Below are 25,791 nucleotides of genomic sequence, written 5' to 3' on the forward strand. Positions count from 1 at the left end.
TGCTCGTGTGACATGGCCCCGCCTGCAGCTCCTCCGATGGCCGCCCTCGCCCACTGGCAGGGCATACCTACACGCGGTTTGACTCTCACCTCCATTGGCCTGTCGCTTTACAACTGGAGTCCAGCTCACAGAGGGTGATGCCTACTGGACTTTTCCGCTGGTGCTGGTATGCCACGACGGAACGCATGGGCGACTCCTTCTCTCCTGCAATTCGCACTGACAGTCGGGCGTTCACAGTGAAACAAGTTTGCGGTCGAGATTACTAACGCGTATCCAAATCCTCAAACACCAAAAACGTCTGCGTATCCAGCACCCCCGGCATCGACTGCAGCTGATCAAAAATCACCCTCCGGAGGTCCACGTTGTCCACGGCCCGCACCAGCAAGATGACGTCGAAATCCCCGCCCACCAGCGCAATGTGATGCACTTCGGGGATGGCCCGCAGCAACTCCCGGAGCTCCCGCCAGGAGTGCTGGCGCACCTTCAGCGTCACGTAGGCGGATGATTTCAAACCGGCCTTGATGGGATCCACCAACGCCGTGAACTTCGTCAGCACGCCCTCGCCGGTCAGCCGGGCAATCCGCGTGTAGGCGTGCGCGCGGGAGATGTGGACGTTCTCCGCCACCTGCGTCACGGACATCCTGCCGTCCCGTGTGAGCTCGGCGATGATGTTGCGGTCCACGTCGTCCAGCGGCACCGCAGCCTGCTCCGGCTCGGCTCCTGCCATTTGTCCACAACCCCTGTCGGTAATCCAGCTCACAGTTACGATTTGTCTTTCAGAATAGGGTAACGGCCCGTACTTCTCCATGATTCGCCGCGGGACTGGATACGAAACATCGTCCGGGACCATACTGAAAGCGAATAGTGGCTACAGAAGGACGGACCAATGACGATCTCCGCGGACCACACTGCGCCCGGTCAGACGGCGCAGGGCCGGCAGTCGCCGGACCCCATCGAGAGCTCCCGGGGCGGCGGCCCCGTAGCCGAGGCGGTGCGCAAATTCGGCATCACGGCTGAGGACTACATGCTGCCGGCCCGCCACCAGATTCAGATGGTGGACCAGGACGGCCACCTGAAGCCGCACTCCGAGCAGGGTGCCGAGCCCGGACACGAGTACCCGCTGCCCGGCGACCAGGAACTTCTCGCGGCGTACGAGCAGCTCGTCGTCGGCCGCCGCGTCAACGACCAGAACTCCGCCCTGGTCCGGCAGGGCCGCATGGCCGTCTACCCCTCCAGCCACGGCCAGGAGGCCTGCCAGGTCGCGGCTGCCCTCTGCCTGTCGGAGGGCGACTGGATGTTCCCCACCTACCGGGACTCCGTGGCCGTCATGACCCGCGGCGTGGACCCGGTGCAGACCATGACCCTCTTCCGCGGCGACTGGCACAGCGGCTATGACCCCGCCAAGCACAAGGTCGGCATCCAGTGCACCCCTCTCACCACCCAGCTGCTCCACGCCGTCGGGGTCGCCCACGCCGCCAAGCTGCGCGGCGAGGACACCGTGGTCCTGGCCATGTGCGGCGACGGCGCCACCAGCGAAGGCGACTTCCACGAAGCCCTGAACTTCGCCGCCGTCTTCCACCTGCCCGTCGTCTTCTTCGTGCAGAACAACCAGTACGCCATCTCGGTGCCGCTGGCCCACCAGTCGGTGGCACCGTCCCTCGCCCACAAGGCCGTCGGCTACGGCATGGCCGGCGAACGCGTGGACGGCAACGACGTCGTCGCGCTGCTCGCTGTGCTGGACCGCGCCGTCAAGCTCGCCCGCGAAGGCTCCGGACCCCTCCTGGTGGAGGCGCACACCTACCGCATGCAGGCGCACACCAACGCGGACGACGCCACCCGCTACCGCCAGGACAGCGAAGTGGCCCAGTGGGTGGCCCGGGATCCGCTGACGCGGATGCGCACCTACCTCACGGACAAGGGTCTGCTGGACGACGACGGCGAGTCCCGGATCGCGGAGAAGGCGGAGGCAGTTGCCACGCAGCTGCGCAACGGCCTCAGCGAGGACGTCCCGGTGGACCCCCAGGACCTCTTCAAATACGTCTTCTCCACGCCCACGCCGCAACTCACGGAACAGTCCGCCCTGCTGGCCGACGAACTCGCCCGCGAGGCCAGCGCCGGCGCTTCAACCAACCCGGAGTCCGCAAAATGAGCACCGTCACCTCCGCAGTCAACGGCAACGTCAGCTCCGCCACCGCCCGGGCAGCGGCCTCGGCCGCGGCCACCGCGGAAGCGGCAGGACCGCAGCCCGTCACCATGGCCAAAGCCCTGAACACCGCCATGGCCGACGCCATGCACGCCGACAAATCCGTCCTGGTCTTCGGCGAGGACGTCGGCATGCTGGGCGGCGTCTTCCGCATCACCGACGGCCTTACCAAGACCTTCGGCGAGCAGCGCTGCTTCGACACCCCGCTGGCCGAGTCCGGCATCGTGGGCATGGCCGTGGGCATGGCCATGAACGGCATGCGCCCGGTCATCGAGATGCAGTTCGACGCCTTCGCCTACCCGGCCTTCGAGCAGATCGTCAGCCACGTAGCCAAGATGCACAACCGCACCAAGGGCGCCTTGAAGCTGCCCATGGTCATCCGCGTTCCCTACGCCGGCGGCATCGGGGGAGTGGAGCACCACTGCGACTCCTCCGAGTCCTACTACGCCCACACCGCGGGCCTGAAGGTCTTCGCCCCGGCCACCGTGGCCGACGCCTACCGCATGCTCCGCGAGGCCATCGACTCGGACGACCCCGTCATGTTCATGGAGCCCAAGAAGCTCTACTGGTCCAAGGACATGGTGGACCTGGAAGCCCTCCGCGACCAGCACGCCGCGAACACTGCAGCCGGAACCTCAACTGAAGGCCGCGCTGCCGTAGCCCGCCCGGGCACCGACGCCACACTGATCGCCTACGGTCCGTCCGTCCCCACTGCTCTCGCTGCGGCTGCTGCTGCCGCCGAGGAGGGGCGGTCCCTGGAAGTCATTGACGTCCGCTCGATCGTGCCGTTCGACGACGAAACCGTGTGCGCGTCCGTCCGCAAGACCGGCCGCGCCGTGGTGATCGCCGAGGCGCACGGGTTCGCGTCCGTGTCCTCCGAGATCGTGGCCCGCGTCCAGGAGCGCTGCTTCCACTACCTGGCGGCACCCATCCGCCGCGTCACGGGCTTCGACGTCCCGTACCCTGCCCCCAAACTCGAGCACTACTACCTGCCCGGCGTGGACCGCATCCTCGACGCCGTAGACGACCTCCAGTGGGAAGACTGATCAGATGAGCGAAACGAAAGTGTTCCTCCTGCCCGACCTCGGCGAAGGCCTCACCGAAGCCGAGCTCGTCAACTGGCTCGTGGCCGTGGGCGACGAAATACGCGTCGACCAGCCCATCGCCGAAGTGGAGACGGCCAAGTCCATTGTGGAAGTCCCGTCCCCCTACGCCGGCACCGTGGCGGAGCTGCACGGTCAACCCGGCCAGACCCTGGACGTGGGCAAGCCCCTGCTCTCTGTGACAGCGCTGGACTCGCTGGATGAGCCGTCCGAAACCCAGCCTGTCAAGACCGAGCCTGCCGAACCCAAGAGCCCGCTGGTTGAGCCCGTCGAAACCGAGGCACCCGAGATGGCCGCCGAAACCTATCGGGAAGAAGAGAAGGCCGGTTCAGGCAACGTTCTGATCGGCTACGGAACCCCGGGGGGAGCGGCTACGGTCCGCCGGACCCGCCCCCGGCGCTCAACATCGCTGGTTGAGCCTGTCGAAACCAAGCTCACCACCTCCGCCGACGATCTCCTTCTTATGCGCACCCGCGTCCCCGGCAAGCTCGGGGCGGTCATCTCACCGCTGGTGCGGCGAATGGCCAAGGAGCACGGCGTCGACCTAGGCCACCTGCAGGGCTCAGGCGATAGCGGGCTGATCATGCGCCGCGACGTCGAAGCCGCCATCAAACCGCTGGTTGAGCCAAGTCCGTTGGTTGAGCCTGTCGAAACCAAAGCCAGTCCGCTGGTTGAGCCTGTCGAAGCCCGGGTCTCGACAAGCTCGACGGCCAGCGTGATCGACCCCCGCACCGGACTCGGCATCGCCAGCCGCACTCCGGTCCGCGGCATCCGTAAGGCAGTCGCGACCAACATGTCGCGAAGCCGCTCCGAAATTCCGGAAGCAACGGTGTGGGTGGACGTCGACGCGACAGCTCTGGTGGAGCTTCGCGCCGGACTCAAGAAATCCGACGCCAACACTCCGGGCCTCATGGCCTTCATCGCACGTTTTGTCACGGCCGGGTTAAAAAGATACCCCGAGCTGAACACCCGGATCGTCACCACCGAGGACACTGCAGGGGGCGAGCAGCAGGAGATCGTCGCTTTTGACGGCGTCAACCTTGGATTCGCCGCACAGACGGAGCGCGGCCTCGTTGTGCCGTCCGTTCGAAACGCGGACAAACTCAGCGCTCGCGAACTGGACGTGGAAATCCGCCGGCTGACCGCCGTCGCCCGCGACGGCAAGGCGACCCCTGCTGAACTTGGAAGCGGAACTTTCACGCTGAACAACTACGGAGTGTTCGGCGTCGATGGTTCGGCGGCGATTATCAACTATCCAGAAGTGGCGATACTGGGCGTCGGCCGGATCATCGACAAACCCTGGGTCGTGAACGAGGAACTGGCCATCCGCAAGGTCGCAGAGCTAACCCTGACGTTCGACCACCGCGTCTGCGACGGCGGAACAGCAGGCGGCTTCCTGCGATACGTGGCCGATGCCATCGAGAATCCAGGTTCAATCCTGTCCGACATGTAGCGGACCAATTGCGTTTGGGTGGCCAGGCCGGGCTGACGGCCGGGCCACCTGCCCTCATGATCTATAGGGCGTAGCTCCCTGACTTGTTAGGCCAGCAGGTCCGAGTGCTCCGAGCAGTTGACTCTTGCAACCAAACCGCTGCCCTCTTGGCTGTATGAAGTGACGTGGTTGGTCGTTGTGTTGCACTTTTCACAGAAGTGCCGCTGTTGTTTTATCCCCATGGAACCAGATCATACGCAACCGGACATTTCGGCTGGGTTACTTTGAAGCAAAAAGCATGGGTACACAGCGGTGGCGCCGAGGTCCTGCAGCGGGCAGTGGGTGGGAGAAAATGCCGGATTGACCTACCAGAGGCGCGGGCAGCTGATGCGCCAGAACGACAGTCAGTTCCCTGATAATCCCAAGCTTGATGGGTAGAATCGAGGCCTGAACAACGCAACTGCTCCCCGGAATTACGGAGAAGAAATGTCACGATGGCTCGAAGTCGGCGCGGACAACTATGTGCTGGTGACCGAAGGTTCGAAGCTCAACACCGGCCTGATCGTAGGAACCGAGCGGGCCATGGTGGTCGACACCGGGTGCGGCCCGCGGCAGGGGCAGGAAATCCTTAACGCCGTGCGCGACATAACTCCCTTGCCGCTGGTGGTTGTGAACACGCATGCGCACTACGACCACTTCTTCGGCAACGCGGTGTTCGCGGAGGCTGGCGCCACCGAGTTCTGGGCGCATGAGAACTGTGCTGAGGAGATCAGCGAAAACGGTGACGCGCAGCGTGCCGCCGTGGCGGATCTGGAGCCGGAGATGGCCGCCGGCGAGGGCGATAATGTGGAACTCGTGGTGCCCAACGCGATCGTCCGGGACCAGCCAGTCCTGGTGGACCTGGGTGCGCAGACCGTAACGTTGTTTTACCTCGGCCGAGGGCACACCGACGGCGACCTGCTCGTCGGCACCTCCACCACTCTCTATGCGGGCGACCTCGTGGAGCAGGGCTCGCACCCGTCCTTCGAAGATTCCTACCCGGAAGAATGGGCCGACGCCCTTCGGCACCTGTCCGCACTCCGCCACCGTTACGAGTTCCTGGTTCCCGGACACGGCGAGCCGTGCAGCGACCGGTTCGTGAAGACCATGGCGGACACGATGACAACCGCGGTGCGCCAGGCCCGGCAGTCCATCCGCGACACCCCTTCTGATGCCACCAAAGCCATCCCTGTCCTTCCCTACGGGCCGGAACAGTCGCGCTGGTTCATCAAGCGCCTGCAGGAGACGCGTCCGCAGCACTAAGTCCAAGTAGTCCGGGTCAGCCGCCTGAAAAAACAGGTAGCGACTACTCTTGGGGCGCCATTCGGCCCACCCTAGGTTGGGGTCATGAAGACTGGTATCAGCGCAGCCATCCGACGCTTTATCGAGCAGCACATCGTCGCCGACGATCCCTACCCTGAGCGGTCTTGGCTCGACCGGCAGGACATGCCGCGCGTGCAGCTGCCGTCGCCTGTGGCGCTTGCAGGCCTTCCCGCGGAGCCGCTGCCCCCGCTGCCCCCGCTGCCGCAGCGCTTCGGGCACGGCCGCGACCGGCGCACGCACTACCGCGTCTGGGGAAGGAACCGTACAGCTGCGCATCAATCCGGCGGCACGCCCGCGGACGACAACGTGCCGCGCTGACGGCTGGTGCGTCACAATCGACTTGACTGGATCTGATCCCAAGGGTGTGCATGTAGCATCGCCGCCATGGGGAACTATTCAGGCAGTCAAGTCACCAGGGAATCGCGGCGGGAATCCCGCCAACGGACGCTTCGAATCCTGGCCTACGTAGGACTGGGCGCGCTGGCCGTGGCCACGGCAATCGTGGTGGTGATGGCGCTCCGTCGATAAGACGGCGCTTGGGCCTCTGAGGCGAATGGTTGAGGTTTGACAGGATTTGTCGAATCTGTGACTGGTGAGTAGGGTCTCTGTAGATCTGATTTGGGGGATCCCACCACCAGCTACTGTCGACGCGGCCAGGGCAACACTGCCTGTGCACGCGTCGAGAGTGTAACCGCGTTCCGGAGGTTCTTCCGTGGCTCTCACCGATTTTGTCCTCGCGCTGTCCGGCTTGCTCGGCAGCCTGCTCATTCCGTTTGCCGGGCTTTACTGGATGCTCCGGCTCAAGCGCCGCGCAGTACCCGCAGCTATCGCCGCCACGTCAGGACAGGCGAAGTAGGCGTGCCGTACATTGACATCAACCCGCACCGCAACCGGCCCAAATGGTGGAGCTACCTAGTCCTAGCTGTCCTGCTCATTGCCACCGTCGCCGTGGTGGCAACGGCCCTGATGCGCGGCTGAAATCGGTCATCGGGCTGCCAGCGCCTAGACTTGCTGTTTGAACCAGACCAATCGAGAAGCGCAGCGGGACGCCGCCGCGAGTCCTGGGGGACCAAACATGCCCAAACCAGCGGATAACCAATTGACCGACGCCGGCACCGAAGCGGAGCAGCCCGAACTCCGCCGCCGCCGCTCCCGCCGTCGCGATGGTGACGGCTCCGACGACTGGACAGGAATGTTTCCCGCCGTGACACCCGACACCACTTCAGTGCCCGTCCTCCCGGTCAGGAGCTCTTCCTGGGCGGAGGCAGCCGCCGCGGCGGACGCCCTCGCCGACGCCCCACCTGCTCCGCCGGCCCCGACCCGCACGCCGGCAGGAGCGCCGCCGTCGTACGCTCCGGAACCTGCGCGCGAACCCGAAGTGCCGGTTGCGGACCTCACGGCCCTGCCGACGTCGTTCGTCCGCGAGCAGAAGCCCAGGCCCAAAGGCGGATTCCGCGGTTTCCTGTACCGGGCCACCGGCGGTGCGTGGAACCTGGGCCCCAGCGCACAGGAGCGCGAGGAAGACGAGCTGGCACGGCGCATCTCCCGCCAGCTGCAGGGGAGCTTCAACACCGCCGTGCTGAGCCTCAAGGGCGGCATCGGCAAGACCTCCACCACAGTGGGCGTGGGCCTCACCCTTGCCGAGTTCCGCGGCGACCCGCCGTGCGCCATCGACGCGAATCCAGACTCCGGCGACCTCGTGGAGCGCGCGCTGGGCGAGGGCATCTACCAGCAGGCCACCCCGCGGACCATCACCGACCTGCTCAAGAACATCGACTCGATCGACTCGCTCACCGGGCTATCCCGCTACATGCACCACTCCGGCCGGCTGCACCTCATCGCCGGCGAGCAGGACCCCGAGGTCTCCGACTCGCTGACGGCCGAGGAGTACCTGCGCATACGCAAGGTCATCTCCGCCTACTACTCCGTGGCCCTCACTGACTGCGGCACCGGCGTGACGCACAACGCGATGAGCGGGATCCTGCAGTCGGCGGACAACCTGATCATCGCGGCCGGCTACGCGGTGAGCGGGGCCAAGCGCGCCCGCAGCACGCTGCAGTGGCTTTCCAGCCACGGGTACGAGGACCTGGCCCGCAACGCGATCGTGGTGATCACCGACAAGGACGAAGTGTCCAGCCGCGTGGACAAGGATGCGATCGAGGACCACCTCGCCGGCATGTGCAGGCAGCTCATCGCGGTGCCGCACGACAGGGGAGTGGCCGACGGGGACCTGGTGACCCTTGACCACTTGAAGCCGGAGACCCGGCGTGCGTACAAGGAGATTGCGGCCGCTGTTGTGGACGGGTACCGGTAAGGGTTCCGGCGGACATTTGGCTGGTTGGTTGTTTCCGGGCTAGCCCACGTTTGATGCCACGCGATCAGAACAATCTGGTAGCCAGATATCGCTCCAGCTTGTTCGGAGAGTATGGGCACTAAACCGGGTCTTGTCGGCCCCTAATCGGGCCGTAGAATGTTGGCAATCACATCTGCTCTTTGGGGGACTCTTGCGCTGTTACATTCGTGGTTTGAAATTGGGGGAAATCTGATCATGCCTAGGCCCAGCGAGACGGAGGCAACCCCGACAAGGCCTTCCGTCCTAGTCCGCCGGCAGCCGAAGCCCCGCTCCAAGACGCCGAAGGATGCGCCGAAAAAGACGGAGGTGCTCGTCAGGTCGCTTCCAAAGCCCGCATGGGATACATCTACCAGACCGTCTTTCCTCATCAGATCGGCTTCAGGCGCCGTAGAAAAGGCTCCGAATATGCCGTCCGCTCTGGTCAGCCGGCGTTCAAATCCTAAGCCTAAGGTCCCGAGGCGGAAACTTGATCGCGGTTCCCTAGCGATGATCGCGATGTTCGCCTTTGCGGTTCTTCCAACCGCATTTCATAACCTGACCACGGTACGCACGGCGTCCCAACTGACCATTGAGGCATCAGCCAGGACTCACGACCCTCTGTCGAGCTTCTACGTCTATGGCCTCGTGGCGGTGTTGGCTGCGCTCGTGATGGCGAGCGTTGCCACCATCCGACTGCCACGGACGTTCTGGCTATATCTGGCTCCATGGGTGGCGGCAACAATTGGCACCTATGCGTCCGGTCAAGGCATCTCGGTGGCTGCGTTTGTCTACCCAATCCTCGGCCTAGTGATCTTCTCACTCCCTGGCGTCAAGCAGACCCTGCGCACAACTGGCGTCCTCGTGTTCATCCTGGCAACATTCAGCCTTGCGACAGCCTTCATCACCCCAAGCACTGCATTCCTCACACTGGGTGGGGAAGCCAAGGAAAGCCTGTTCACCGGGCAGGCGCTGGCCGGACCGGTTTCGCACCCCAATACGCTGGGGCAGATGCTCGCACTCGGCTTGCCTTTCGTGTTGTACATCCCGTCGCGGCTGTGGCGCATTGCTGCCATCGTGCTTGTCCCTGCTGCCCTCTTGGCAACAGGGTCAAGGACTGCTCTGACTGCCGCTGCAATGGGGCTGCTGGTCATGATTTTGTGGAAAGCAAAGGCATCAGGACTCACCGTCCGCGGACTCCTAGCACCCCTCGGCCTGGTCATCATTTACCCAGTGGTCCTGCTGGCATCGCCATGGTTTATCGCCACCTCGGATCCTGAGAGCTTCACCGGCCGCGGGTACATCTGGGCGGGGAGCCTTGACCTCTGGCAACATTCGCCAATCTTCGGGAATGGTGCACGCGCTTTCTATGTAGCGGCTGGCTTCTACAACGATCTTGGTGTCGGAGCTTTCCACGCGCATAACGAGCTGCTCAACATGCTGGTCACGGCTGGAGTAGTGGGCCTCCTGGCCACACTCGTACTCGTCATCGCTCTACTGCGCGAGAGCTGGGCGGCGGGATCCGCAGGGCTCATCCCGTTGGCCGTGTGGCCCATCGTATTCCTCGCGGATGGCTGGTTCGAAGCTCCCACTGACTTCTATGCAGTTGCCGGAGTTGCATGGATGACCTGGATTCCGTTTGCCTTGGTTCTGCGGGCAAACGAATCAGTTCGGAACGCTGCGGCTCCGATAACAGAGGGCAGCACGCCCGTACCTGCGGCCCAGCGCCGCAGCCTGCTTGTCCGGCGGGCATGACCGGTGCACTTGAACCGACTAACTGGGGGAGATAGTAGTGACGTTTAATGATTTCCGGGATGGTCGGTTCATTCCTGGTCTAGATGGGCTCCGAGCAATTAGCGTTCTCCTCGTGTTGAGTTGGCACACTGGCGACGCACTCTGGCAGCCGGCGCGAGGGTACCTCGGGGTAACACTCTTTTTCGTGATTTCCGGTTTCCTAATCACCACTTTGCTGCTGCGCGAGGAAGATACCTTCGGGCATGTGTCGATATGGCGGTTCTATGTGCGGCGCCTATTCCGGATCACTCCTATGTACTACTTCACTCTGTTGCTATACGCGGTGCTCGTGCTTGGGCTCGATATGGCTGGGCCCTCGGACTCATTCGGCAGCCGATCGCTGCTGCTCGCTACCTTCAACGGTGAGTTTGCCGGACCGGGCACCTTCAGTCATGCGTGGTCCCTGGGAATTGAAGAGAAGTTCTACGTACTGTGGCCGATCCTGGGCTTTGCGATCGTGCCGCTGATGCGTCATCGGCTCTGGACCGCACTCGGCCTGCTCGCAGTCGCACTCGCCTCCTCTTCGTTCGCCGGATGGGACTACCTCGCGATCTATGTTCCGATCATTGCGGGAGTCGTTCTAGCCACGCTCATGCACAGGGAATCCACTTTTCGGGCCGTTGCTTGGCTGACAAAACCTGTGGTGCAAGTGCCCGTCCTGGTTGCCCTGGTCTATGCCGCAATCATCAATAGGGAGACCTCGTTTGTGCATATTCCATTTGGTCTGCTTGCCACCCTGGCAATGCCTACTTTCATCCTGAGTAAGGGTTTAGTCTCGGCAGTGCTCCAGTGGAAGCCGCTCGCATACATCGGGACTCGCGCATACGGCATCTATTTGGTACACATCATTGTCCTGCTGGCAGTTAGCCGTGTGATCCCAGAGAGTGACGGTTCGGCCCCCCTGGCCATTCTCCGCTTCGTCGTTGTGGCATGCGTGGCGCTCGGCGCGGCCGAGATACTATGGCGGCTCCTTGAGTCCCCCATGATTATCGTGGGCCGCAGGTTGACCACCAAGAAGTCGCCGGCAGACATGCCCTCCCGTTCAACGGGAAGGCATGTTGGCTCGACGGCATCCAAGTCCTAGGGCAACTGGCTGGCCCGCCGTCGGGTAAATAGCGAAACGTTCCGGGTAACGTTCCGGATGGTCGCCCGGTCAATGTCGATGGTCTGCGCGCCGCTGAACACGATCTGCAACTGCATCTGAGTCGTGGCAGCAGGCACCGCCAACGGCTCCGTTTGCGCGAGTCCGTACATGTCGAACACCGCCTGATTGTCGTTCCCGAGCGCCCATTCCATATCGGAGATAGTGGTGTTGGGGCCCACGGCCTGCATCTGCATAGAGAGGCCAGATGTGCCCGCAGACGGTGCCTGGTCAATGAGGGTCCGCCGGATCTCCACCCTGTGGGGGGCGTGTTGTCCGCGATGGCCCCGGCGCTGAACCGGTTGTAGGGCAGGACGTTGGATGGGTCGCCCTCATCGGAGCCAAGGTCAAGGGCTGAGGGCGTGAGTGGGCCGATGATCTGAGCGAACGCATCAGCGATGGCCTTGCCTGCGGCTGGTGCTGACTTGTTGCCGGGGTGGATACGGTCTGCGCTGTAACCGGAAAGGTATCCGGTGCCGGCAGGGTTGACCACGGCGGAGTAGATGTCAGCTACGCGGAAGTTCCGGCGGCTCCTGCCTTGGAGCCTGATCCATGCGTTGAGGGCGGGGGTGTCTGCGAGCTGGGTGCCGGTGTAGGAGTTGCGCGGGGGATGGTGGTCGCCACAACCCGAATGCCTGTCGCGTCGAGCATTGACCAGATCGCGGCGAGGTTCGCTTTGATCGTCGCCATGGGGATGGCCTGCGCGACATCGTTCGTCCCTGCCGTGACGTAACCGGGCTTGTAGGAGAGGACTCCCGTAGCCACTCTGGCAAGGATCTGATCGGTGCGTTCCCCACCAACACCCGAGTTGCGGAGCAGCTGCAGCCGCTGGCCGCTGAAGAACTGCGCCCAGGTCAGCATCCCGTAGGAGCGGTGGCTGACGGCCACGGGAGCGCCGCCACCCTGCTCAATGAGGGAGTCTCCCAGCCCGACGAGGGTGTTTGGTCGCAGCAGGGGTGACAGTGCGGGTGCGTCGAGGATACCCATTTGGCTCACCACAATCTGGGGGACTTTGGTTGCCGCGCCGGCGGTGTTCCGGGTGATGGTCGGCTGCGTGAAGGTCTTCGTGACCGGCGAGCCGTAGGTGATGTTGTAGTCGAGGACAGCGCCGTTGGTGTCCCGGCCGGTGATTGTCAGCGTTCCTGGTGTCCCGTCAGGCCACTGGACAGCGGCGCTGGTGACGAGGTTGTTCGCATCGACGGTGACCGCCCCGGCGATGAGCGAATCCGGGTTCTTGGCAAGCTGAACGAGTCCGGCATAAGTGGCAGTTAGTGCCGAGAAACCACCACACCGGAATGTGTCGCCAGCTCATCGCCTTTCCGCACAAGGGATGGGGGTTGGCCGGCAGTGAGCTGGCGGCGTGGACGTAGAAGGCGGCGACTCGGTGCTGGCGAAGCCTTGCCCGGGCGCCCCGTGGCGGCGCCAATTAATTCTTGACGGAACCTTGACGGATTCCGGCATGGAGTCCTGAGTAAGTTGCGGCAATCTTCTTGCAATAGGCCCAGGGGACAGCCGAAGTCTCGTTCTTTCGAAATCCGGTGATCTTCCTCGGTTCCAGCCACAGCGAGGGGACACGTCGTGAGCATCTCGATTCCACAGGTCTCCGGACAGCTGCGCGGGGTGTCCGGTGGCTGAGCCGAAAGGGGGTCCGCGGACGGGGGATTCCTTCGCGCCGAAGGCCGCAGGAATATCACGGCCGCAGTTCGGCATGGACACCGGCGGTCAACGCGGCAGCCGCCGCCCCGTCGAGGTGGCCGAGAAGCGTGGAGGGCCCGGGCTGGGGGCGGCCGGCGGCGTCGCCGGCCTGCTGCTGATGTTACTGATCTTCGCCGCGCTTGCCCTAGTCATCGTGCCGCGGGCCACCGGATACCGGACCTACACCGTGACCACGAACTCCATGGCTCCCAAGTACCCCGCCGGAACGTTCCTGACCGTGAAGCCCGTGGCATTCAGCGAACTGAAATCCGGCGACGTCGTCACCTTCCAGCCCAACCCGGACCGGCAAGACGTCGAAACGCAACGGATCGTCGGGTTCGGCATCACACAGTCCGGCGAGAAAACCCTGATCACCAGGGGCGACAACAACGGCGCCACCTCCCCGACACCCGTCCACCCAAGCCAGGTCAAGGGGAAGCTGTTCTACGCGGTGCCCTTTGCCGGCTACCTCGCCGACAACCTGGGGCACGCGGACCGCGAGCTGTGGATGACCGTGGCCGCTGCGGGCCTGATCGGCTTCGGCGCGCTGTTCATCTTCCGGGCCTTCCGCCGCCGTCACCGGGCCGCAGGCCGAGGCTGACCTCCCGACTCCCGGCTCCCGGCCCGCCGTCGTCGTCCGTCTTTGAAACGCTGACAGTGGGCCCGGACTCTGAGACTGAGCGCTGCGTCAAGGGCCGCTGGGAAGTCCTGCTCGCGTACGGCGGCGAGGATGCGCCCGACCCTGTCCGGCAGCAGGCGCAAGAACATGGCGGCGTAGCTGATTGCGACGGCATCGCTTTCGACGTCCTCAGCGAGCCGAAGCAGCCGGGAGGAGGAGAACACGCCTCCATTGCCTTGTATGATGGGCGGTCACCGCCGTCTCACAGGGAGGAAGGATGGACCATAAGCCCACGCGGCTGGATTCGCTGACAGGATTGCGGTTTCTGGCCGCGATGCTCGTCGTCTCGTATCACGCGTCCGTGACGCTGGTGCCGGAGATGTTCCCGCTCGTGTCCGTGGGGCAGACCGGTGTGACGTTCTTTTTTGTACTTTCCGGATTCGTGCTCGCCTGGTCCATGAAGCCAAACGCTCCCAAAAGACAGTTCTACTGGCGCCGGTTTGCCAGGGTGTGGCCGTTGCATGCGCTCACCCTGATTGCTGCGGTGGTGCTGATCCAGGCCACCGAGGGGGAGCAGTCCGTTCCCCGGTTCATGGCTTCGCTTCTCCTCCTACAGTCCTGGCACGCGGACCCGACCTGGGTCTATGCGTACAACGGGGTGTCCTGGTCGCTTTCCTGTGAAGCCTTTTTCTATGCGGTGTTCCCGTTCCTGGCCGTGTGGCTTTCGCGTTTTCGAGCGAAACGACTCCTTCGTATTTGCGTGTTGGTTTTCGTGGCCGTGGCCCTCTTGTCGGCACTGCTCCCGCTGGTCCCGGCGTTCGATTGGGGAGCGCTGCTGTACGCCTTCCCGGCGTACCGGGTGTCAGAGTTCATTGTGGGTGTGTGCCTGGCCATGGCGTTCAGGAAAGGCTGGAAGCCCAAGTTCGGTGTGTGGGTCGGAACGGCCGCAGCCGTCGGTCCTGTCCTCGTGCTCGAGGTCGTGGCCGCCAACGTCCCGTGGCACATCGCGCCGGCGCTGGCGAGCACGCTCTGCATGCCAGGCTTCGCCCTCCTGATCGCGGCCTTCGCCCACCGTGACTGCACCGGAGGCCGCCGCACCTTCGCCAGTTCTCCTGCCATGGTGAGGCTGGGCGAATGGTCGTTCGCCCTCTACCTGGTTCACGAGCTCGTGCTGCGCACAGCCCTGGAACTCGGCCCGGTGACCCTTGGCGAACGCGCGGCCTTTGCCGCCTTCGGCGTTGCAGTATCCATCCTGCTATCCGCGCTCCTCTTCACACTGTTTGAACGCCCCATTGAGGCGTGGTTGAGGAGCATGTTCCTGCGTGGCGGCGGCCCCGTGCCGAATAACCCTCAACCCGAGGAAAGTCTGGGGGTGAAGTAGCCTGATCAGGACTGTTCCGGGGCGGCGAGGGCTCCGGCGATCCTCCGCCAGTGCTGGGCTTGGACCGCCGGTCACGGCTCCTTGCGCTTTGAGTCCTCCAGGTCCTGCCAGCCTCGGAGGAATTCCTCGAGAGCCCGTGTCAGCGGCAGGCAGTCTTTGGCTACTTCGCCCGCGGACCGGGCCGCGGCAGCGAAATCTCCGCTGCGTAAATTCGCTTCCAGGGTGCGGCAGTCCCGTTCCATCGCCAGGCCGCCGACCATGTGGGCACGGACTCTGAGGCTGAGCACTGCGTCAAGGGCCGCGGGGATGTCCTGCCCGCGCACGGCGGCAAGGATCCGCCCGACCCTTTCCGGCAGCAGGCGCAGGAACATGGCGGCGTAGCTGATCGCGACGGCATCGCTTTCGACGTCCTCGGCGAGCCGCAGCAGCCGGGAGGAGGAGAACACGACTCCATTGCCTTCAAATGCCATTGTCTTTCCGTTCGATGGGAACAGGACCAACAATGCCCGGGGCCCCTCAGGAAAGAGTCCGCTTCAGGTCAATAAGGGATCAGCAGTTGATCAAGGATTGATCAAGACAGGACGGCGAGCAGTGTCTCATCGGACCTTGAAAAGGAGGCTGGGAATCATTGCCCGGGGAGGCCTATGCTGGTGCCAGCCGTCGGGGCCTCTGAACTCCGAAGATTCCTTATGCGGGTGTTTGCCGACGGCTGCCGGACAGGTCCGTGAGAGAAGGACACGATGGGCTGGAAGGCCAGGCGGAGGGCGGGCAAAGGTGCCCGCCGGGGTGCGCAGTGGCTCGCCCTTGCGGTTGCCGTCATTATGTCCGGGGCGGCCAGCCAGCCGTCGCCGACCCCGCAGACCGCGTCACGCCCCGTTACCGCCGCCGCTCCTGCCGCGGCGCCGCTGCCGGATGTGCCTGCGCTGACCCGGGCAGCGAGGGCCGGCCACGTCTTTGTGATTAACCTCGAGAACAGGGGCTATGGCGCGGTCTGGGGACCGGCGTCGAAAGCCCCCTATCTGTCTAAATTCCTGCGCGCCCGCGGTGTCCTGCTGTCCCAGTACTACGCGATCGCACACAATTCGCTGCCGAACTACCTGGCGCAGATTTCCGGGCAGCCATCGAACGCCATGACCCGTGCCGGCTGCGGGACCTATGCGCGGTTCAGGCCCGCCGGTCCTCCGTACCGCGGCGTTTTCAGGGGCGCAGGCTGCCTCTACCCACGGTCCGTTCCCACCGTCGGCGGGCAGCTGACTGCGGCCAGGAAGAGCTGGAAGGGGTACATGGAGGACATGCGGATCCCGTGCCGGCATCCGCCGCCCGGCGCCCAGGACGGGAGCCAGGGGGCCCGGCGCGGTGACCAGTACGCCACGCGGCACAACCCCTTCGTGTACTTCGAAGCGATCACGTCCTCGCCCGACTGCCGGCGGCGGGTGGTTGATTTCCGGGCGCTCGCCTACGATCTGAGGTCATACGCGGCGACGCCCAACCTCTCCTACATCACCCCCAATCTGTGCAGCGACGGGCACGACAGCCCCTGCGTTGACCGGCGACCCGGCGGCCTGGTCACCGCGAACGCCTGGCTCCTGCGGCACGTGCCGCCCATTCTGCGGTCCCCGGCGTTCCAGCGCGACGGCGTCCTGGTCATCACCTTCGACGAAGCCGAAGGCCGCTCGGCCGGCCCTCCGGGCAGACCCGGCGGGACTGCAGGCGGACAGGTGGGTGCCCTGGTGCTCTCGCCCTTCGTCCGGGGCGGCACCACCTCCCACCGCTTCTACAACCACTACAGCCTCCTGGCCACCATCGAGGACATCTTCCGGTTGCCCCGCCTCGGTATTGCCCGCGGCGCAGGGGTTAACAGCTTCGGGCCCGACGTCTTCAACGCCCGCTGACGGGATTGGTTGAACGCATGGGGCGCCGGGCCGCAAGCCGAGGCTGACGGCCCGGCTCCCGGGCCGCCGTCGTTCATTTTTGAAACGCTCACAGCCCCCTCACAGCAGCGCAACAGGCGCACACTAGTCCCGCGTTCAAGTATTGGGTCATAGCCTCCGAGCAGTCGGAGCCGAACCCAAGGAGCACGATCATGAACGCCAGTGCAGGCACCGAGAGTCAGGCAGCCGCGACGCCCGCCACCCGCCGGAAGGCCGGGAAACGGGTCGGGCCGGCGGTCTTTGTCACGAGCCTGGTGGCCGCCGGTCTCCTGGGCGGGGGCGCCGCAGCCGGGGCCGCAACCCTGTGGGGCGCGCCGACGCAGGCGGCCTCCAGCGCGCAGGCTGCCCAGTACACGCCGGTGATCGTCAACAACACCTCCAGCGTCAACGCGGTGACCGCCGCCGCCCAGAAGGCCTCGCCCAGCGTGGTGACCATCAGCGCCAGCTCCGGCAGTTCCGGCGGCACCGGCTCCGGCATCATCCTGGACGCCGACGGCCACATCCTGACCAACACGCACGTGGTCACTCTCGACGGGCAGGCCCAGGCAGCGGCCATCGAGGTCCGCACCAGCGACGGAAAAGTCTATGCGGCCACCATCGTCGGCACGGATCCGCTCTCGGACCTGGCCATCATCAAGATCACCGCCACCGGGCTGGTCCCGGCGACCCTGGGCGACTCCAGCGCAGTCAACGTGGGTGACGCCGCCATCGCCATCGGCGCGCCGCTGGGACTCAGCGGCACCGTCACGGACGGCATCGTCTCGGCCGTGGACCGCACCATTGAGACGGAGTCATCGGCAGCCGGCAGCTCCGCTTCCGCAAACGCGGCGCAGGACTCCATCAGCATCAACGTCATCCAGACGGACGCGGCCATCAACCCCGGAAACTCCGGCGGCGCCCTGACCAACACGCAGGGCGAGATCATCGGCGTCAACGTGGCCATCGCCTCGGCCGCTTCATCCTCCTCATCCTCGGCCCAGTCCGGCAACATCGGCGTCGGGTTCTCCATCCCGATCAACGTGGCCAAGCGGGTGGCCCAGGAGATCATCGCCAACGGCTCCGCGACGCACGGCCAGCTGGGCCTGTCCGTGCAGGACAAGGCGCCCGGCACGTCCGAGTTCACCACCGGGGCCGAGGTGGCCGCCGTGACCCCCGGGTCCGCGGCAGCCAAGGCGGGACTGAAAGAGGGCGACGTGGTCACCGCGCTGGCCGGCCACACCGTGACGGACGCGTCCGAGCTGACGGCGGCCGCCCGCGAACAGGCAGCCGGGAGCACGGTGAAGATCACGTTCCAGCGGGGCGGCCAGGATCAGGAAGCCGACGTCACGCTCGGTGCGGCAACGGCAGGCTGACGCCGGCTCGCTGACGCGGCAGGGGCCGGTTATTCGACGCCGGTCAATTCCGGACCGCTCGCCGGACATTCTGTTCCGGCGCCACCTTGGCCAGCAGCGTCCGCTCGGCCATCTGGGCCATTTTGCGTGTTGCGGGGGAAAGGTAGGCGGACTCCCGCTGGATGAGGGCGATGGTGTCGTACAGCGGTTCGGCAAATGGAACGGCTTTGACGTTTTTCGGGAAACCGGGCCCGTTGACGATTGCCTGGGGGACAATGGTGTCCGCCGCCCCCGTGGCCACAAGGCCCAGCGCCGTATCGACATGTTCCACTTCAATGGCGGGATCTATCTTCAGGCCTTTCAGCCGCGCGCGCTCGAGAATCTGCCGGCGCGTGGGATCACGCCAGCCGGCGAAGGCGTCATAAAGCACCAGCTTGGACTGCGCGAGTTCCTCGATGGTCATGGGGCCGCGTGACGGATCGCGCTGGGCGGAGGCGTAAAAAACTTCGTCCCTGAAGAGCGGCCTGACCTGGAGCCCGGTTTCCACAACGGGGAGAACAATGAGACCCGCTTCAATTTCACCGGAAGCCACGGATTCGGCCACGGCGACGGAGTTCAACCCCACAAGACGCACTTTCACCTTGGGATAGCGACGGTGGAAGCGCTGCACGAGGTCGGCAAGATCGTAGTGCGCTCCGTAACGCAGGACGCCGAAGGTGCAGACGCCGCCCTCCAGCGATGACATGGATTTCAGGGCCTCCACACCGTTGTCGAAAGAGGTCACGGACTGCAGCGCATGGACCTTGAGTTCGACTGCTGCGGTGGTGGGAATGAGCCGTCTGCCGCCGCGGGTGAAAAGGCTGTGGTTGAGCTCGTGTTCCAGCCTGCTGATGAGCTCCGAAACGGATGCCTGGCTTGTTTCCAACTTTCGTGCCGCGGCAGTGAAGGAGCCTAGCTCATACGCGGCGAGGAAGGCCCGGAGTTGCGTGAGTGTCATGACTCATCCTATCGGGCAACCCTATTGCAGGCACGTGTTTACGTCCCGTTGTGCGATGGGTCGCCTGCACGTACCTTTAGCCCATGCAACTTACTGAACGTGACCGGGTCCACATCCGGGGCAACTTCTCAACACTGAAGGGCCCCGCCGTAGGGGGCGTCCCGGCCCAGCGTTTGCCGGAAGTTATTCAAACGGTCTCCGAGATGCTTGGCGACATCGAGAAAAACGGTATGGACGCCGTCGTCAAATACTCGAAGCAGTTAGACGGCTGGCAGGGCGCAAACATGGAGATCGGCCAGGACGATCTGGCCAGGACCGGCGACGCACTGTCCCCGGAACTGCGTGAGGCCCTGATGGCCAGTGCCGAACGGACCAGGCTTTTCGCCGTCGAGCAGCGCGAGCACCTCACCGACTTTGAGGCCGAGCTCCTCCCGGGCGTCTTCACGGGACACAAGTACGTTCCGGTGGCCCGCGTCGGGGCCTACCTGCCCGCGGGCAGGTTCCCCATCCTTGCGAGCGCCTTCATGACGGTGGGGGTGGCGAAGGCCGCCGGCGTCGGCAGCGTCATCTCGTGCACTCCGCCGGCCGGCCCGGACAGGGGACACCCGGCTGTTCTGTACGCCGCGTACCTTGCCGGAGTTGACCGGGCCTTTGTCCTCGGCGGCGTGCAGGCCCTGGCCGCTATGGCCTTCGGCCTTCTCAGCGAGGAACCGTCGGACATCCTCGTCGGCGCAGGTAACGCCTACGTCACCGAGGCCAAACGCCAGCTGTTTGGACGCGTCGGCATCGACCTCCTGGCCGGCCCGTCCGAGGTGGCCGTCATCGCCGACGAAACCGCGGATGCGGAACTCGTCGCCGCGGATCTCCTGGGCCAGGCAGAACACGGCCCGCAGTCACCAGCGTCCCTCGTGACCACGTCCCGGGAGCTGGGTGAGGAAGTCATCAGGCAGATCGACAAGCAGTTGCGCTCGCTTGCCACCCGGGACATTGCCGGGCCGGCATGGCGCGACTACGGCACCGTCTACCTTGCGGAGGACCGGGAAACGGCAGCGCAGATTATGGATCTGCTGGCCCCTGAGCACCTGGAAATCCAGACCTCGGACGATTCCTACTATCATGCCAACCTGCGGAATTACGGCTCCATCTTCCTGGGGCCGTGGTCCACCGTGGCTTACTCAGACAAGGGCGCATCCGGCACCAACCATGTGCTCCCCACCGGAGGCGGCGCCCGGTCATCAGCAGGGCTCTCCGTCTCCAGATTCCTCAAACCCCTCACCTACCAGCGGGTGGAAAAGGACGCCACGCCACGTCTGGCCAACTACGTGGCGACGATTTCCGACGTCGAGGGCATGGAAGCCCACAAGGCCACAGCCACCCTTCGGCTCGAACGCTTCAACCGATAAAACCCATCACTAGCAAAGGCACTTCATGATGAATACAAAGATGCTCCGCAGGCGCTTCGCTGCCCTGGTGCCCATGGGCATTGTTGTTGCCCTGGCGATGACGGCTTGTGGCTCAGGAGCCAGCAGTGGAGGGAGCACGGGCGGCACTGAACAGAAAACCCTCACCATCGCAACGTCCAACGATGCTCCCTTCTCCTTTACCGATCAGGCGTCCGGCGATCTCAAGGGTATTGACGGCGACATGATCAAGGCCATCGCGGACGCCAAGGGCTGGAAGATCAAGGTCTTCACCTCAGAATTTGCCACGCTGATCGCGGCGCTGAACGCAAAGAAGGCCGACGTCATCGTTGATGCCATGTACATCACGGACGACCGGAAGAAGCAGATCAACTTCACCGACCCCTGGTACACCGAAGGCGAGGCAATGGTGGTCCCGGCGGACTCCACTCTGGCCTCCCGGGACGATGTGAAGGGCAAGGTCCTCGGGGCGCAGACGGGCACCGTATTCAAGGACCTCGTGGACAGCCTGGGCGGCAGCCAGGTCAAGCTCTTCGACTCGCAGGCTGCCCTGCTGGCCGCCGTGGAAAACAAGCAGGTTGACGCCGTCTTCACCGACAGCGCCGTGATCGGCTACAGCCTGGTCCAGAAGCCCAACCCCAAGCTCAAGCTCGTTCAGCCCTACAAGCCCTACTACCCGGGCATCATCGGCGCCGGAGTGCGCAAGGACGATTCGCAGCTGCTGCAGGACCTGAATTCCGGGCTCGCAGACCTGAAGAAGACCCCGAAATACCTCGAGATCCTCAAAAAGTACGGTCTCGGCGAAGCCAACATGTCCAAGTAGTATTCGGCACCGGGCCGGGCCGGCGGACACCGCTTCATGGGAGTGATGACCGCCGGCCCGGCCTCAATCTAGGGATCCTTAATGGACTTCATCAACAACACCTTCGCCGTTTTTCCGGCATTGCTGGTGGCCGTACCCGTCGTGGTGCAACTGGCGCTGGGCGCAATGGGGCTGGCGCTGGTTCTGGGCCTGCTGATTGCCTTGGCGCGCATTTCCTCGATCAGGATCCTCCGCGGGGTTGCGACTTTCTATCTGGAGGTCATCCGGGGAACACCCCTTCTGGTGCAGCTGGTCTACATCTTCTTCGTCCTCCCCAGCATCGGCGTGGACATTGAACCCGTTCCCGCCGGCATCCTGGGCCTGGGGCTCAACTACGCCGCCTACCTCTCCGAGGTATTCCGCTCCGCCATCCTGTCGGTGGAACACGGCCAGACCGAAGCAGCACTGTCCCTGGGCTACACCCCCACGAAGACCCTGTGGAAAGTGGTGATCCCGCAGTCTTTCGTGGTCTCCATGGCGCCGATCGGCAACTACTTCATTGCCATGGTCAAGGACACCGCTCTCACCTCGGTGATCGCCGTGACCGAAATCCTGAAGACCGCCAACATCCTGAACAGCCAGACCTTCCAGACCACAGCCATCTACACCGCCGCGGCGATTCTCTACCTGATTATCAGCCTCCCACTCTCACGCGTCGTGGTAGTGCTTGAACGAAAGGCACGGGCCAATGGCTGACGAGACCATCATCGACGTCCGCGATGTCCACAAGACCTTCGTCTCCGAGACGAAAAGGACACTCTGGAGCCGGCTTACAGGCCGGCCGCATGTGGAAAAGAGGGTCGAAGTGCTCAAGGGCGTGGACCTTGTGGTTCATCGCGGAGAGACCATCGCCATCCTGGGATCCAGCGGCTCCGGCAAGAGCACGCTGCTGCGCTGCATCAACAAGCTCGAAACGATCGAAGCCGGCCGCATCTACGTCAACGGACACCTGATCGGCTACGAGGAACGCGATGGCGAGCTGATCGCGGAAAAAGCATCCGTCACGGCCCAGAAGCGCACCGACATCGGCTTCGTGTTCCAGCACTTCAATCTGTTCCTCAACAAGACGGCCCTTGGCAACGTGATGGCTCCGCTGCGGGACGTCAAGAAGCTCTCGGCCGCCGAGGCCCGGAACGTCGCTGTGCCCAACCTGGAAATGGTGGGACTGGCCGACAAGATGGACAACTATCCCAGCAAGCTTTCCGGTGGTCAGAAGCAACGCGTTGCCATCGCCCGTGCCCTCGCCATGGAGCCCAGCGTGATGCTCTTCGACGAGCCGACATCCGCCCTGGACCCCGAGCTTGTGGGCGAAGTCCTCGCCGTCATCAAGAAGATCGCCCAGCAGGGCACCACCATGGTCATCGTCACCCACGAGATGCAGTTCGCCCGGGATATCGCGGACCGCATAGTTGTCATGGATCAAGGGGTCATCGTGGAGGAGGGGCCGCCAAGCCGGATCTTCACCTCGCCCCAGCATCCGAAGACCCGGGCCTTGCTGAGCCGGTCGGGCATTCTGCCCGCGTAGAGACGCGTGCCGCCGGCTTCCTGGGGAAGCTGGCGGCAGCACCGGCGTCGTAAGCTTTCTTCCGCTGCCTCATGCCTGCCCGCCTTTTGAGCCCCCCTGGTCCTGCCAGCCTCGAATGAATTGTTCCAGCTCCCGGGTCAGCGGCAGGCAGTCGCTAGCCACCTCGCGGGCGGACTGGGCCGCGGCAGCGGCTTCCCCTTTGCGCAGGTTCTCTTCCAGGATGCGGCAGTCCCGTTCCATCGCCAGGCCGCCTGCCATATGGGCCCGGACTTTCAGGCTCAGCACCGCGTCTAGTGCGGCTGGCAGGTCCTCCTGGCGAACAGTGGAAAGGATGCGCCCCACTCGTTCCGGCAGCATTTGCACGAACATTGTGGCATAGGTGACGGCGATAGCGTCGCTTTCGACGTCCTCCGCGAGCCGAAGCAGCCGCGAGGAGGAGAATACGGCTCCATTGCCTTGAAGTGCCATTGTCTTTCCGTTCGATGTGTCTTGTAGCTTCGGCTCCCTTGGAATGTGTGGGGTTGGCCGGTGTTCCGCATCAGCGCCCGGTGGCCGTGGCCGTGCAGACCTTAGCCCTGGTAACGGGCGTGACTGGCTCGGTTCGCTCTCTCATCTCGGTCCTCTTGACGACATCTGTACTAGCAGCGGCGACCGGGGAATACGGTCAGGACGTGGTGGTGTTCGCTGTGCGGACCTGGCTGCGCGAGACTGTGACTCCTATGGTGATGGTTGAATCTCGTTGGATAGCCGCGGTGATCCGGACGCGCAGTCGAATTTTGGTTCCTGTGGCCGCAAGCGGAGCGTTCAACGCCGTAGGGGAGGCCCCCGTATTCATGACGGTCGTGATAGTGCCCGACGGACAGGTTCCGGTGGACTCGTCCCAGGTGGTGCTGCACCTTTCCACCGCGGCTGAACTCCTTGTGGTCGTGGCAGTAAAGGTCTCCCCGGTGAGAGAGAGTGTGCCGGTGTTGACCACGTTGAAGTACTGCCGGTCTGTTCCTGCCGCCGTGAACGTCAGTGCCAGTGCCCCAGTGCCGAAAGGGGCGGCCCCGGCGGTGGTGGCCACGGCGCTCCATTGTCCCGAGCCGGCTGCCTGAGTGCCGGACACCGCCCCTGCCTTTATTGCAGCGTGGGCTGGAGCGGCGACCAGGCACGGCAGCAGGGCCGCGGCAATGATGACCGCCACCCTGCTGCTGTGCCTGTGCGTCATGGTAGTAGCAGGTCAGTTGGTGGTGGTGGAGGCCGTGCGCTGGGTGTCCGTGAACGTCCAGGTCAATGACGAGGAGAGGCCCTGGATGGTGGCGCCGGGTACTACGCCGTTCGTCGTGGTCTCTGTCTGGTCCGGCAGGGTGGTGGAGATCTGCAGGTTCAGGACCGAACCCTTGGCCACGGCGCCCCCAACGACGGATGCCGGCGTGGTGATCAGGGTACTCAGGGCTGCGTTGGTCACCAGAACGGCCGGGGTCCCACTGCAGATGCCGGTGCCGGGAGTCCAGGTGCCAGCATTGCACTGGGTGACAGTGACGTGCAGCCCGTTGGTTGCATCTGTGGTCAGCTTAGTGGCCGCTGCGGCGCTGACGCCCAGCGTCAAGGCTTTGCCGTCCAGGCTGCTGCCCTGGGTGAGGTTGACGTACCGGTTCACCGTGTCGCCGGGAGCCAGGTTTGAGATGGCTTGGGTAAATCCCGCACCATTGTCGGCCATGGTCAGGCTCAGGATGCCGCTGGTGGCGTTCTGTGCGGTGGTGTTGGAGGCGGTTGCGTTCAGTGCGGCGAAGACGCCGCCGCCGGTGATGGCCAGGCCGGCGGCGCCCACTGCAAAGGCGGCGAGCAGACGGGGGTTGGGGCGGCGAACGGAGGGGGTTGCGATAACAGACATGACAGATCCTTACTTTGGCTATGGAAAAGGTTTAGGCGGTGGCAGACGAGCTTGATTGCGCCGGCGGTTGCGACCGGAGGATCCAGCGAACGCTGGCGCCCGTGACAGCCAACCCGAACAGAGCAGTGAGGATGGCCCTTTGGGCCGGGTTCTGCGCCCAGAGCAGTACGTTGCCGGCATACGGAACAGCGGTTACCACCACCGGTACCTGGTCCTGGTTCAGCGTGGCCCGCCAGTGATCCGGCGCAGGATTAGCATCACCTTTGGTGGTGATCACCGGATGCTCGGAACTTCCGAGGACGGCGGTAATACGGTGGGCGAAGGGGGTACTTTCTCCGGGAGGAGTGAAGACCGCTATCTGTCCCGGCTGGAGACTGCTGACCTGCGCCGGGGCAGTGATCAGAAGGTCACCCGGGGCGAAGGTGGGACGCATACTGCCTGTCAGGACCGGGGAGAACCCGAGGTGAAGCAGCGGGGCCGCGACGCAGACGCCGACGAACAGCAGCGCGGCTGCCGCGCAGATGACGAAGTTGACGGCGCGGCGAACCGCTGCATACAATCCCGTGACCGGCGTCGTGCCCGCTGTGGCTGAGCTGGATGCAGTGCCCATGGGATGTTTCCGTTTCCGTCGAGACCGTTGGTGGAACAAAACCAACGATGCCCGGGGCTGCTCAGGAAAGCGTCTGCTTCGGGTCAAAAACGGATCATCAGTTGATCAAGGTTTGATCAAGGGCAAGCGGTCAACAGCGCGTCCATCAAGATAGTCCATCAGGGTGCGCCTTTAGCGCC

General features: G+C 64.3%; 27 protein-coding genes. 18 read left to right on the forward strand and 9 right to left on the reverse strand.

Features of this window, described 5'->3' with window-relative positions; translation table 11 throughout:
• Positions 1 to 262: 262 nt before the first annotated feature.
• Positions 263 to 727, reverse strand: a complete 465-nt coding sequence (locus tag ABFP37_RS08830; RefSeq protein ID WP_347033305.1) for an Lrp/AsnC family transcriptional regulator — start codon at positions 725 to 727, stop codon at positions 263 to 265.
• A 159-nt stretch (positions 728 to 886) separates the two neighbouring features.
• On the opposite strand from ABFP37_RS08830, the gene pdhA reads away from it, so the two are divergent.
• From pdhA to ABFP37_RS08880, 10 genes are all read left to right on the forward strand, one after another.
• Positions 887 to 2,149, forward strand: a complete 1,263-nt coding sequence (pdhA, locus tag ABFP37_RS08835) for a pyruvate dehydrogenase (acetyl-transferring) E1 component subunit alpha (RefSeq protein ID WP_347033306.1) — start codon at positions 887 to 889, stop codon at positions 2,147 to 2,149.
• On the forward strand, positions 2,146 to 3,249 hold the full coding sequence (locus ABFP37_RS08840) for an alpha-ketoacid dehydrogenase subunit beta (RefSeq protein ID WP_347033307.1): 1,104 nt from the start codon (positions 2,146 to 2,148) through the stop codon (positions 3,247 to 3,249). The genes pdhA and ABFP37_RS08840 overlap by 4 nt, the downstream gene beginning before the upstream one ends.
• A 4-nt stretch (positions 3,250 to 3,253) precedes the next feature.
• A complete protein-coding gene (locus ABFP37_RS08845; RefSeq protein WP_347033308.1) occupies positions 3,254 to 4,759 on the forward strand; it encodes a dihydrolipoamide acetyltransferase family protein in 1,506 nt (501 codons plus the stop codon).
• A 465-nt stretch (positions 4,760 to 5,224) separates the two neighbouring features.
• Positions 5,225 to 6,040, forward strand: a complete 816-nt coding sequence (locus tag ABFP37_RS08850) for an MBL fold metallo-hydrolase (RefSeq protein ID WP_347033309.1) — start codon at positions 5,225 to 5,227, stop codon at positions 6,038 to 6,040.
• 84 nt (positions 6,041 to 6,124) lie between these two features.
• A complete protein-coding gene (locus tag ABFP37_RS08855) occupies positions 6,125 to 6,418 on the forward strand; it encodes a hypothetical protein (protein WP_347033310.1) in 294 nt (97 codons plus the stop codon).
• Between the two features lie 66 nt (positions 6,419 to 6,484).
• A complete protein-coding gene (locus ABFP37_RS08860; RefSeq protein WP_347033311.1) occupies positions 6,485 to 6,628 on the forward strand; it encodes a hypothetical protein in 144 nt (47 codons plus the stop codon).
• A 184-nt stretch (positions 6,629 to 6,812) separates the two neighbouring features.
• The gene (locus ABFP37_RS08865) at positions 6,813 to 6,956 is read left to right on the forward strand and encodes a hypothetical protein (RefSeq protein ID WP_347033312.1); all 144 of its coding nucleotides are present in this window, start codon (positions 6,813 to 6,815) and stop codon (positions 6,954 to 6,956) included.
• 219 nt (positions 6,957 to 7,175) lie between these two features.
• Positions 7,176 to 8,414 carry a MinD/ParA family protein gene (locus ABFP37_RS08870; protein WP_347033313.1) on the forward strand — a complete coding sequence of 413 codons (1,239 nt, stop codon included), beginning with the start codon at positions 7,176 to 7,178 and terminating at the stop codon, positions 8,412 to 8,414.
• A 525-nt stretch (positions 8,415 to 8,939) separates the two neighbouring features.
• The gene (locus ABFP37_RS08875) at positions 8,940 to 10,184 is read left to right on the forward strand and encodes an O-antigen ligase family protein (protein WP_347033314.1); all 1,245 of its coding nucleotides are present in this window, start codon (positions 8,940 to 8,942) and stop codon (positions 10,182 to 10,184) included.
• 37 nt (positions 10,185 to 10,221) lie between these two features.
• Positions 10,222 to 11,307 carry an acyltransferase gene (locus ABFP37_RS08880; protein ID WP_347033315.1) on the forward strand — a complete coding sequence of 362 codons (1,086 nt, stop codon included), beginning with the start codon at positions 10,222 to 10,224 and terminating at the stop codon, positions 11,305 to 11,307.
• Here the strand turns inward: ABFP37_RS08880 and ABFP37_RS08885 are convergent.
• Entirely contained in the window at positions 11,304 to 11,561 is a 258-nt protein-coding gene (locus ABFP37_RS08885; protein WP_347033316.1) for a hypothetical protein, read from the reverse strand. The two genes, ABFP37_RS08880 and ABFP37_RS08885, sit on opposite strands and share 4 nt — an antisense overlap.
• Before the next feature lie 313 nt (positions 11,562 to 11,874).
• Entirely contained in the window at positions 11,875 to 12,351 is a 477-nt protein-coding gene (locus ABFP37_RS08890) for a GDSL-type esterase/lipase family protein (protein WP_347033317.1), read from the reverse strand.
• A gap of 640 nt (positions 12,352 to 12,991) precedes the next feature.
• Here ABFP37_RS08890 and ABFP37_RS08895 point away from each other — a divergent pair.
• Together ABFP37_RS08895 and ABFP37_RS08900 are read left to right on the forward strand one after the other, a co-directional pair.
• Positions 12,992 to 13,660 (forward strand): signal peptidase I, encoded by a 669-nt coding sequence (locus ABFP37_RS08895; protein WP_347033318.1) that lies wholly within the window; start codon positions 12,992 to 12,994, stop codon positions 13,658 to 13,660.
• Positions 13,661 to 13,955: 295 nt separating this feature from the next.
• The gene (locus ABFP37_RS08900; RefSeq protein ID WP_347033319.1) at positions 13,956 to 15,059 is read left to right on the forward strand and encodes an acyltransferase; all 1,104 of its coding nucleotides are present in this window, start codon (positions 13,956 to 13,958) and stop codon (positions 15,057 to 15,059) included.
• A gap of 71 nt (positions 15,060 to 15,130) precedes the next feature.
• Here the strand turns inward: ABFP37_RS08900 and ABFP37_RS08905 are convergent, their stop codons facing one another.
• Positions 15,131 to 15,529 carry a hypothetical protein gene (locus ABFP37_RS08905; RefSeq protein WP_347033320.1) on the reverse strand — a complete coding sequence of 133 codons (399 nt, stop codon included), beginning with the start codon at positions 15,527 to 15,529 and terminating at the stop codon, positions 15,131 to 15,133.
• Between the two features lie 270 nt (positions 15,530 to 15,799).
• Between ABFP37_RS08905 and ABFP37_RS08910 the strand changes: the two genes are divergently transcribed.
• Positions 15,800 to 16,951 (forward strand): alkaline phosphatase family protein, encoded by a 1,152-nt coding sequence (locus ABFP37_RS08910; protein WP_347033321.1) that lies wholly within the window; start codon positions 15,800 to 15,802, stop codon positions 16,949 to 16,951.
• Positions 16,952 to 17,142: 191 nt separating this feature from the next.
• Complete coding sequence (locus ABFP37_RS08915) at positions 17,143 to 18,342, forward strand: trypsin-like peptidase domain-containing protein (RefSeq protein WP_347033322.1); 1,200 nt, start codon at positions 17,143 to 17,145, stop codon at positions 18,340 to 18,342.
• Positions 18,343 to 18,385: 43 nt separating this feature from the next.
• Here ABFP37_RS08915 and ABFP37_RS08920 read toward each other — a convergent pair whose 3' ends face one another.
• Positions 18,386 to 19,318 carry a LysR family transcriptional regulator gene (locus tag ABFP37_RS08920; protein WP_078026274.1) on the reverse strand — a complete coding sequence of 311 codons (933 nt, stop codon included), beginning with the start codon at positions 19,316 to 19,318 and terminating at the stop codon, positions 18,386 to 18,388.
• Positions 19,319 to 19,401: 83 nt separating this feature from the next.
• Here ABFP37_RS08920 and hisD point away from each other — a divergent pair, with 83 nt between their 5' ends.
• The 4 genes from hisD to ABFP37_RS08940 all read left to right on the forward strand — a co-directional run bounded on the left by hisD (position 19,402) and on the right by ABFP37_RS08940 (position 23,126).
• The gene (gene hisD, locus ABFP37_RS08925; RefSeq protein ID WP_347033323.1) at positions 19,402 to 20,721 is read left to right on the forward strand and encodes a histidinol dehydrogenase; all 1,320 of its coding nucleotides are present in this window, start codon (positions 19,402 to 19,404) and stop codon (positions 20,719 to 20,721) included.
• Positions 20,722 to 20,746: 25 nt separating this feature from the next.
• Positions 20,747 to 21,562, forward strand: coding sequence for an ABC transporter substrate-binding protein (locus ABFP37_RS08930; protein WP_078026271.1), 816 nt, complete (start codon positions 20,747 to 20,749; stop codon positions 21,560 to 21,562).
• Positions 21,563 to 21,643: 81 nt separating this feature from the next.
• Positions 21,644 to 22,297: an amino acid ABC transporter permease gene (locus ABFP37_RS08935; protein ID WP_347033324.1), complete on the forward strand. Its 654-nt coding sequence runs from the start codon at positions 21,644 to 21,646 to the stop codon at positions 22,295 to 22,297.
• Positions 22,290 to 23,126, forward strand: a complete 837-nt coding sequence (locus ABFP37_RS08940; protein ID WP_078026269.1) for an amino acid ABC transporter ATP-binding protein — start codon at positions 22,290 to 22,292, stop codon at positions 23,124 to 23,126. Before ABFP37_RS08935 ends, ABFP37_RS08940 begins: the two co-directional genes overlap by 8 nt.
• 69 nt (positions 23,127 to 23,195) lie before the next feature.
• On the opposite strand, the gene ABFP37_RS08945 is transcribed toward ABFP37_RS08940, so the two are convergent.
• The 4 genes from ABFP37_RS08945 to ABFP37_RS08960 form a co-directional block, all read right to left on the reverse strand.
• On the reverse strand, positions 23,196 to 23,594 hold the full coding sequence (locus ABFP37_RS08945; RefSeq protein WP_078026268.1) for a hypothetical protein: 399 nt from the start codon (positions 23,592 to 23,594) through the stop codon (positions 23,196 to 23,198).
• Between the two features lie 196 nt (positions 23,595 to 23,790).
• The gene (locus tag ABFP37_RS08950) at positions 23,791 to 24,336 is read right to left on the reverse strand and encodes a hypothetical protein (protein ID WP_347033325.1); all 546 of its coding nucleotides are present in this window, start codon (positions 24,334 to 24,336) and stop codon (positions 23,791 to 23,793) included.
• Positions 24,337 to 24,348: 12 nt separating this feature from the next.
• Positions 24,349 to 25,002: a TasA family protein gene (locus tag ABFP37_RS08955; protein WP_347033326.1), complete on the reverse strand. Its 654-nt coding sequence runs from the start codon at positions 25,000 to 25,002 to the stop codon at positions 24,349 to 24,351.
• 31 nt (positions 25,003 to 25,033) lie between these two features.
• Positions 25,034 to 25,612, reverse strand: coding sequence for a signal peptidase I (locus ABFP37_RS08960; protein ID WP_347033327.1), 579 nt, complete (start codon positions 25,610 to 25,612; stop codon positions 25,034 to 25,036).
• Positions 25,613 to 25,791: the final 179 nt, after the last annotated feature.

This window comes from Burkholderia sp. RS01, assembly GCF_039748055.1.
Lineage (GTDB): Bacteria > Actinomycetota > Actinomycetes > Actinomycetales > Micrococcaceae > Arthrobacter.

Coding starts and splice junctions, on each gene's coding strand:
- ABFP37_RS08855 (WP_347033310.1), top strand. CDS start 6,125: ATGAAGACTGGTATCAGCGCAGCCATCCGACGCTTTATCGAGCAGCAC.
- ABFP37_RS08850 (WP_347033309.1), top strand. CDS start 5,225: ATGTCACGATGGCTCGAAGTCGGCGCGGACAACTATGTGCTGGTGACC.
- ABFP37_RS08920 (WP_078026274.1), bottom strand. CDS start 19,318: ATGACACTCACGCAACTCCGGGCCTTCCTCGCCGCGTATGAGCTAGGC.
- ABFP37_RS08870 (WP_347033313.1), top strand. CDS start 7,176: ATGCCCAAACCAGCGGATAACCAATTGACCGACGCCGGCACCGAAGCG.
- ABFP37_RS08960 (WP_347033327.1), bottom strand. CDS start 25,612: ATGGGCACTGCATCCAGCTCAGCCACAGCGGGCACGACGCCGGTCACG.
- ABFP37_RS08915 (WP_347033322.1), top strand. CDS start 17,143: ATGAACGCCAGTGCAGGCACCGAGAGTCAGGCAGCCGCGACGCCCGCC.
- ABFP37_RS08940 (WP_078026269.1), top strand. CDS start 22,290: ATGGCTGACGAGACCATCATCGACGTCCGCGATGTCCACAAGACCTTC.
- ABFP37_RS08945 (WP_078026268.1), bottom strand. CDS start 23,594: ATGGCACTTCAAGGCAATGGAGCCGTATTCTCCTCCTCGCGGCTGCTT.
- ABFP37_RS08860 (WP_347033311.1), top strand. CDS start 6,485: ATGGGGAACTATTCAGGCAGTCAAGTCACCAGGGAATCGCGGCGGGAA.
- hisD (WP_347033323.1), top strand. CDS start 19,402: ATGCAACTTACTGAACGTGACCGGGTCCACATCCGGGGCAACTTCTCA.
- ABFP37_RS08885 (WP_347033316.1), bottom strand. CDS start 11,561: ATGCAGATGCAGGCCGTGGGCCCCAACACCACTATCTCCGATATGGAA.
- pdhA (WP_347033306.1), top strand. CDS start 887: ATGACGATCTCCGCGGACCACACTGCGCCCGGTCAGACGGCGCAGGGC.
- ABFP37_RS08840 (WP_347033307.1), top strand. CDS start 2,146: ATGAGCACCGTCACCTCCGCAGTCAACGGCAACGTCAGCTCCGCCACC.
- ABFP37_RS08830 (WP_347033305.1), bottom strand. CDS start 727: ATGGCAGGAGCCGAGCCGGAGCAGGCTGCGGTGCCGCTGGACGACGTG.
- ABFP37_RS08845 (WP_347033308.1), top strand. CDS start 3,254: ATGAGCGAAACGAAAGTGTTCCTCCTGCCCGACCTCGGCGAAGGCCTC.
- ABFP37_RS08890 (WP_347033317.1), bottom strand. CDS start 12,351: ATGGGTATCCTCGACGCACCCGCACTGTCACCCCTGCTGCGACCAAAC.
- ABFP37_RS08905 (WP_347033320.1), bottom strand. CDS start 15,529: ATGGCATTTGAAGGCAATGGAGTCGTGTTCTCCTCCTCCCGGCTGCTG.
- ABFP37_RS08950 (WP_347033325.1), bottom strand. CDS start 24,336: ATGACGCACAGGCACAGCAGCAGGGTGGCGGTCATCATTGCCGCGGCC.
- ABFP37_RS08910 (WP_347033321.1), top strand. CDS start 15,800: ATGGGCTGGAAGGCCAGGCGGAGGGCGGGCAAAGGTGCCCGCCGGGGT.
- ABFP37_RS08875 (WP_347033314.1), top strand. CDS start 8,940: ATGATCGCGATGTTCGCCTTTGCGGTTCTTCCAACCGCATTTCATAAC.
- ABFP37_RS08900 (WP_347033319.1), top strand. CDS start 13,956: ATGGACCATAAGCCCACGCGGCTGGATTCGCTGACAGGATTGCGGTTT.
- ABFP37_RS08955 (WP_347033326.1), bottom strand. CDS start 25,002: ATGTCTGTTATCGCAACCCCCTCCGTTCGCCGCCCCAACCCCCGTCTG.
- ABFP37_RS08930 (WP_078026271.1), top strand. CDS start 20,747: ATGATGAATACAAAGATGCTCCGCAGGCGCTTCGCTGCCCTGGTGCCC.
- ABFP37_RS08935 (WP_347033324.1), top strand. CDS start 21,644: ATGGACTTCATCAACAACACCTTCGCCGTTTTTCCGGCATTGCTGGTG.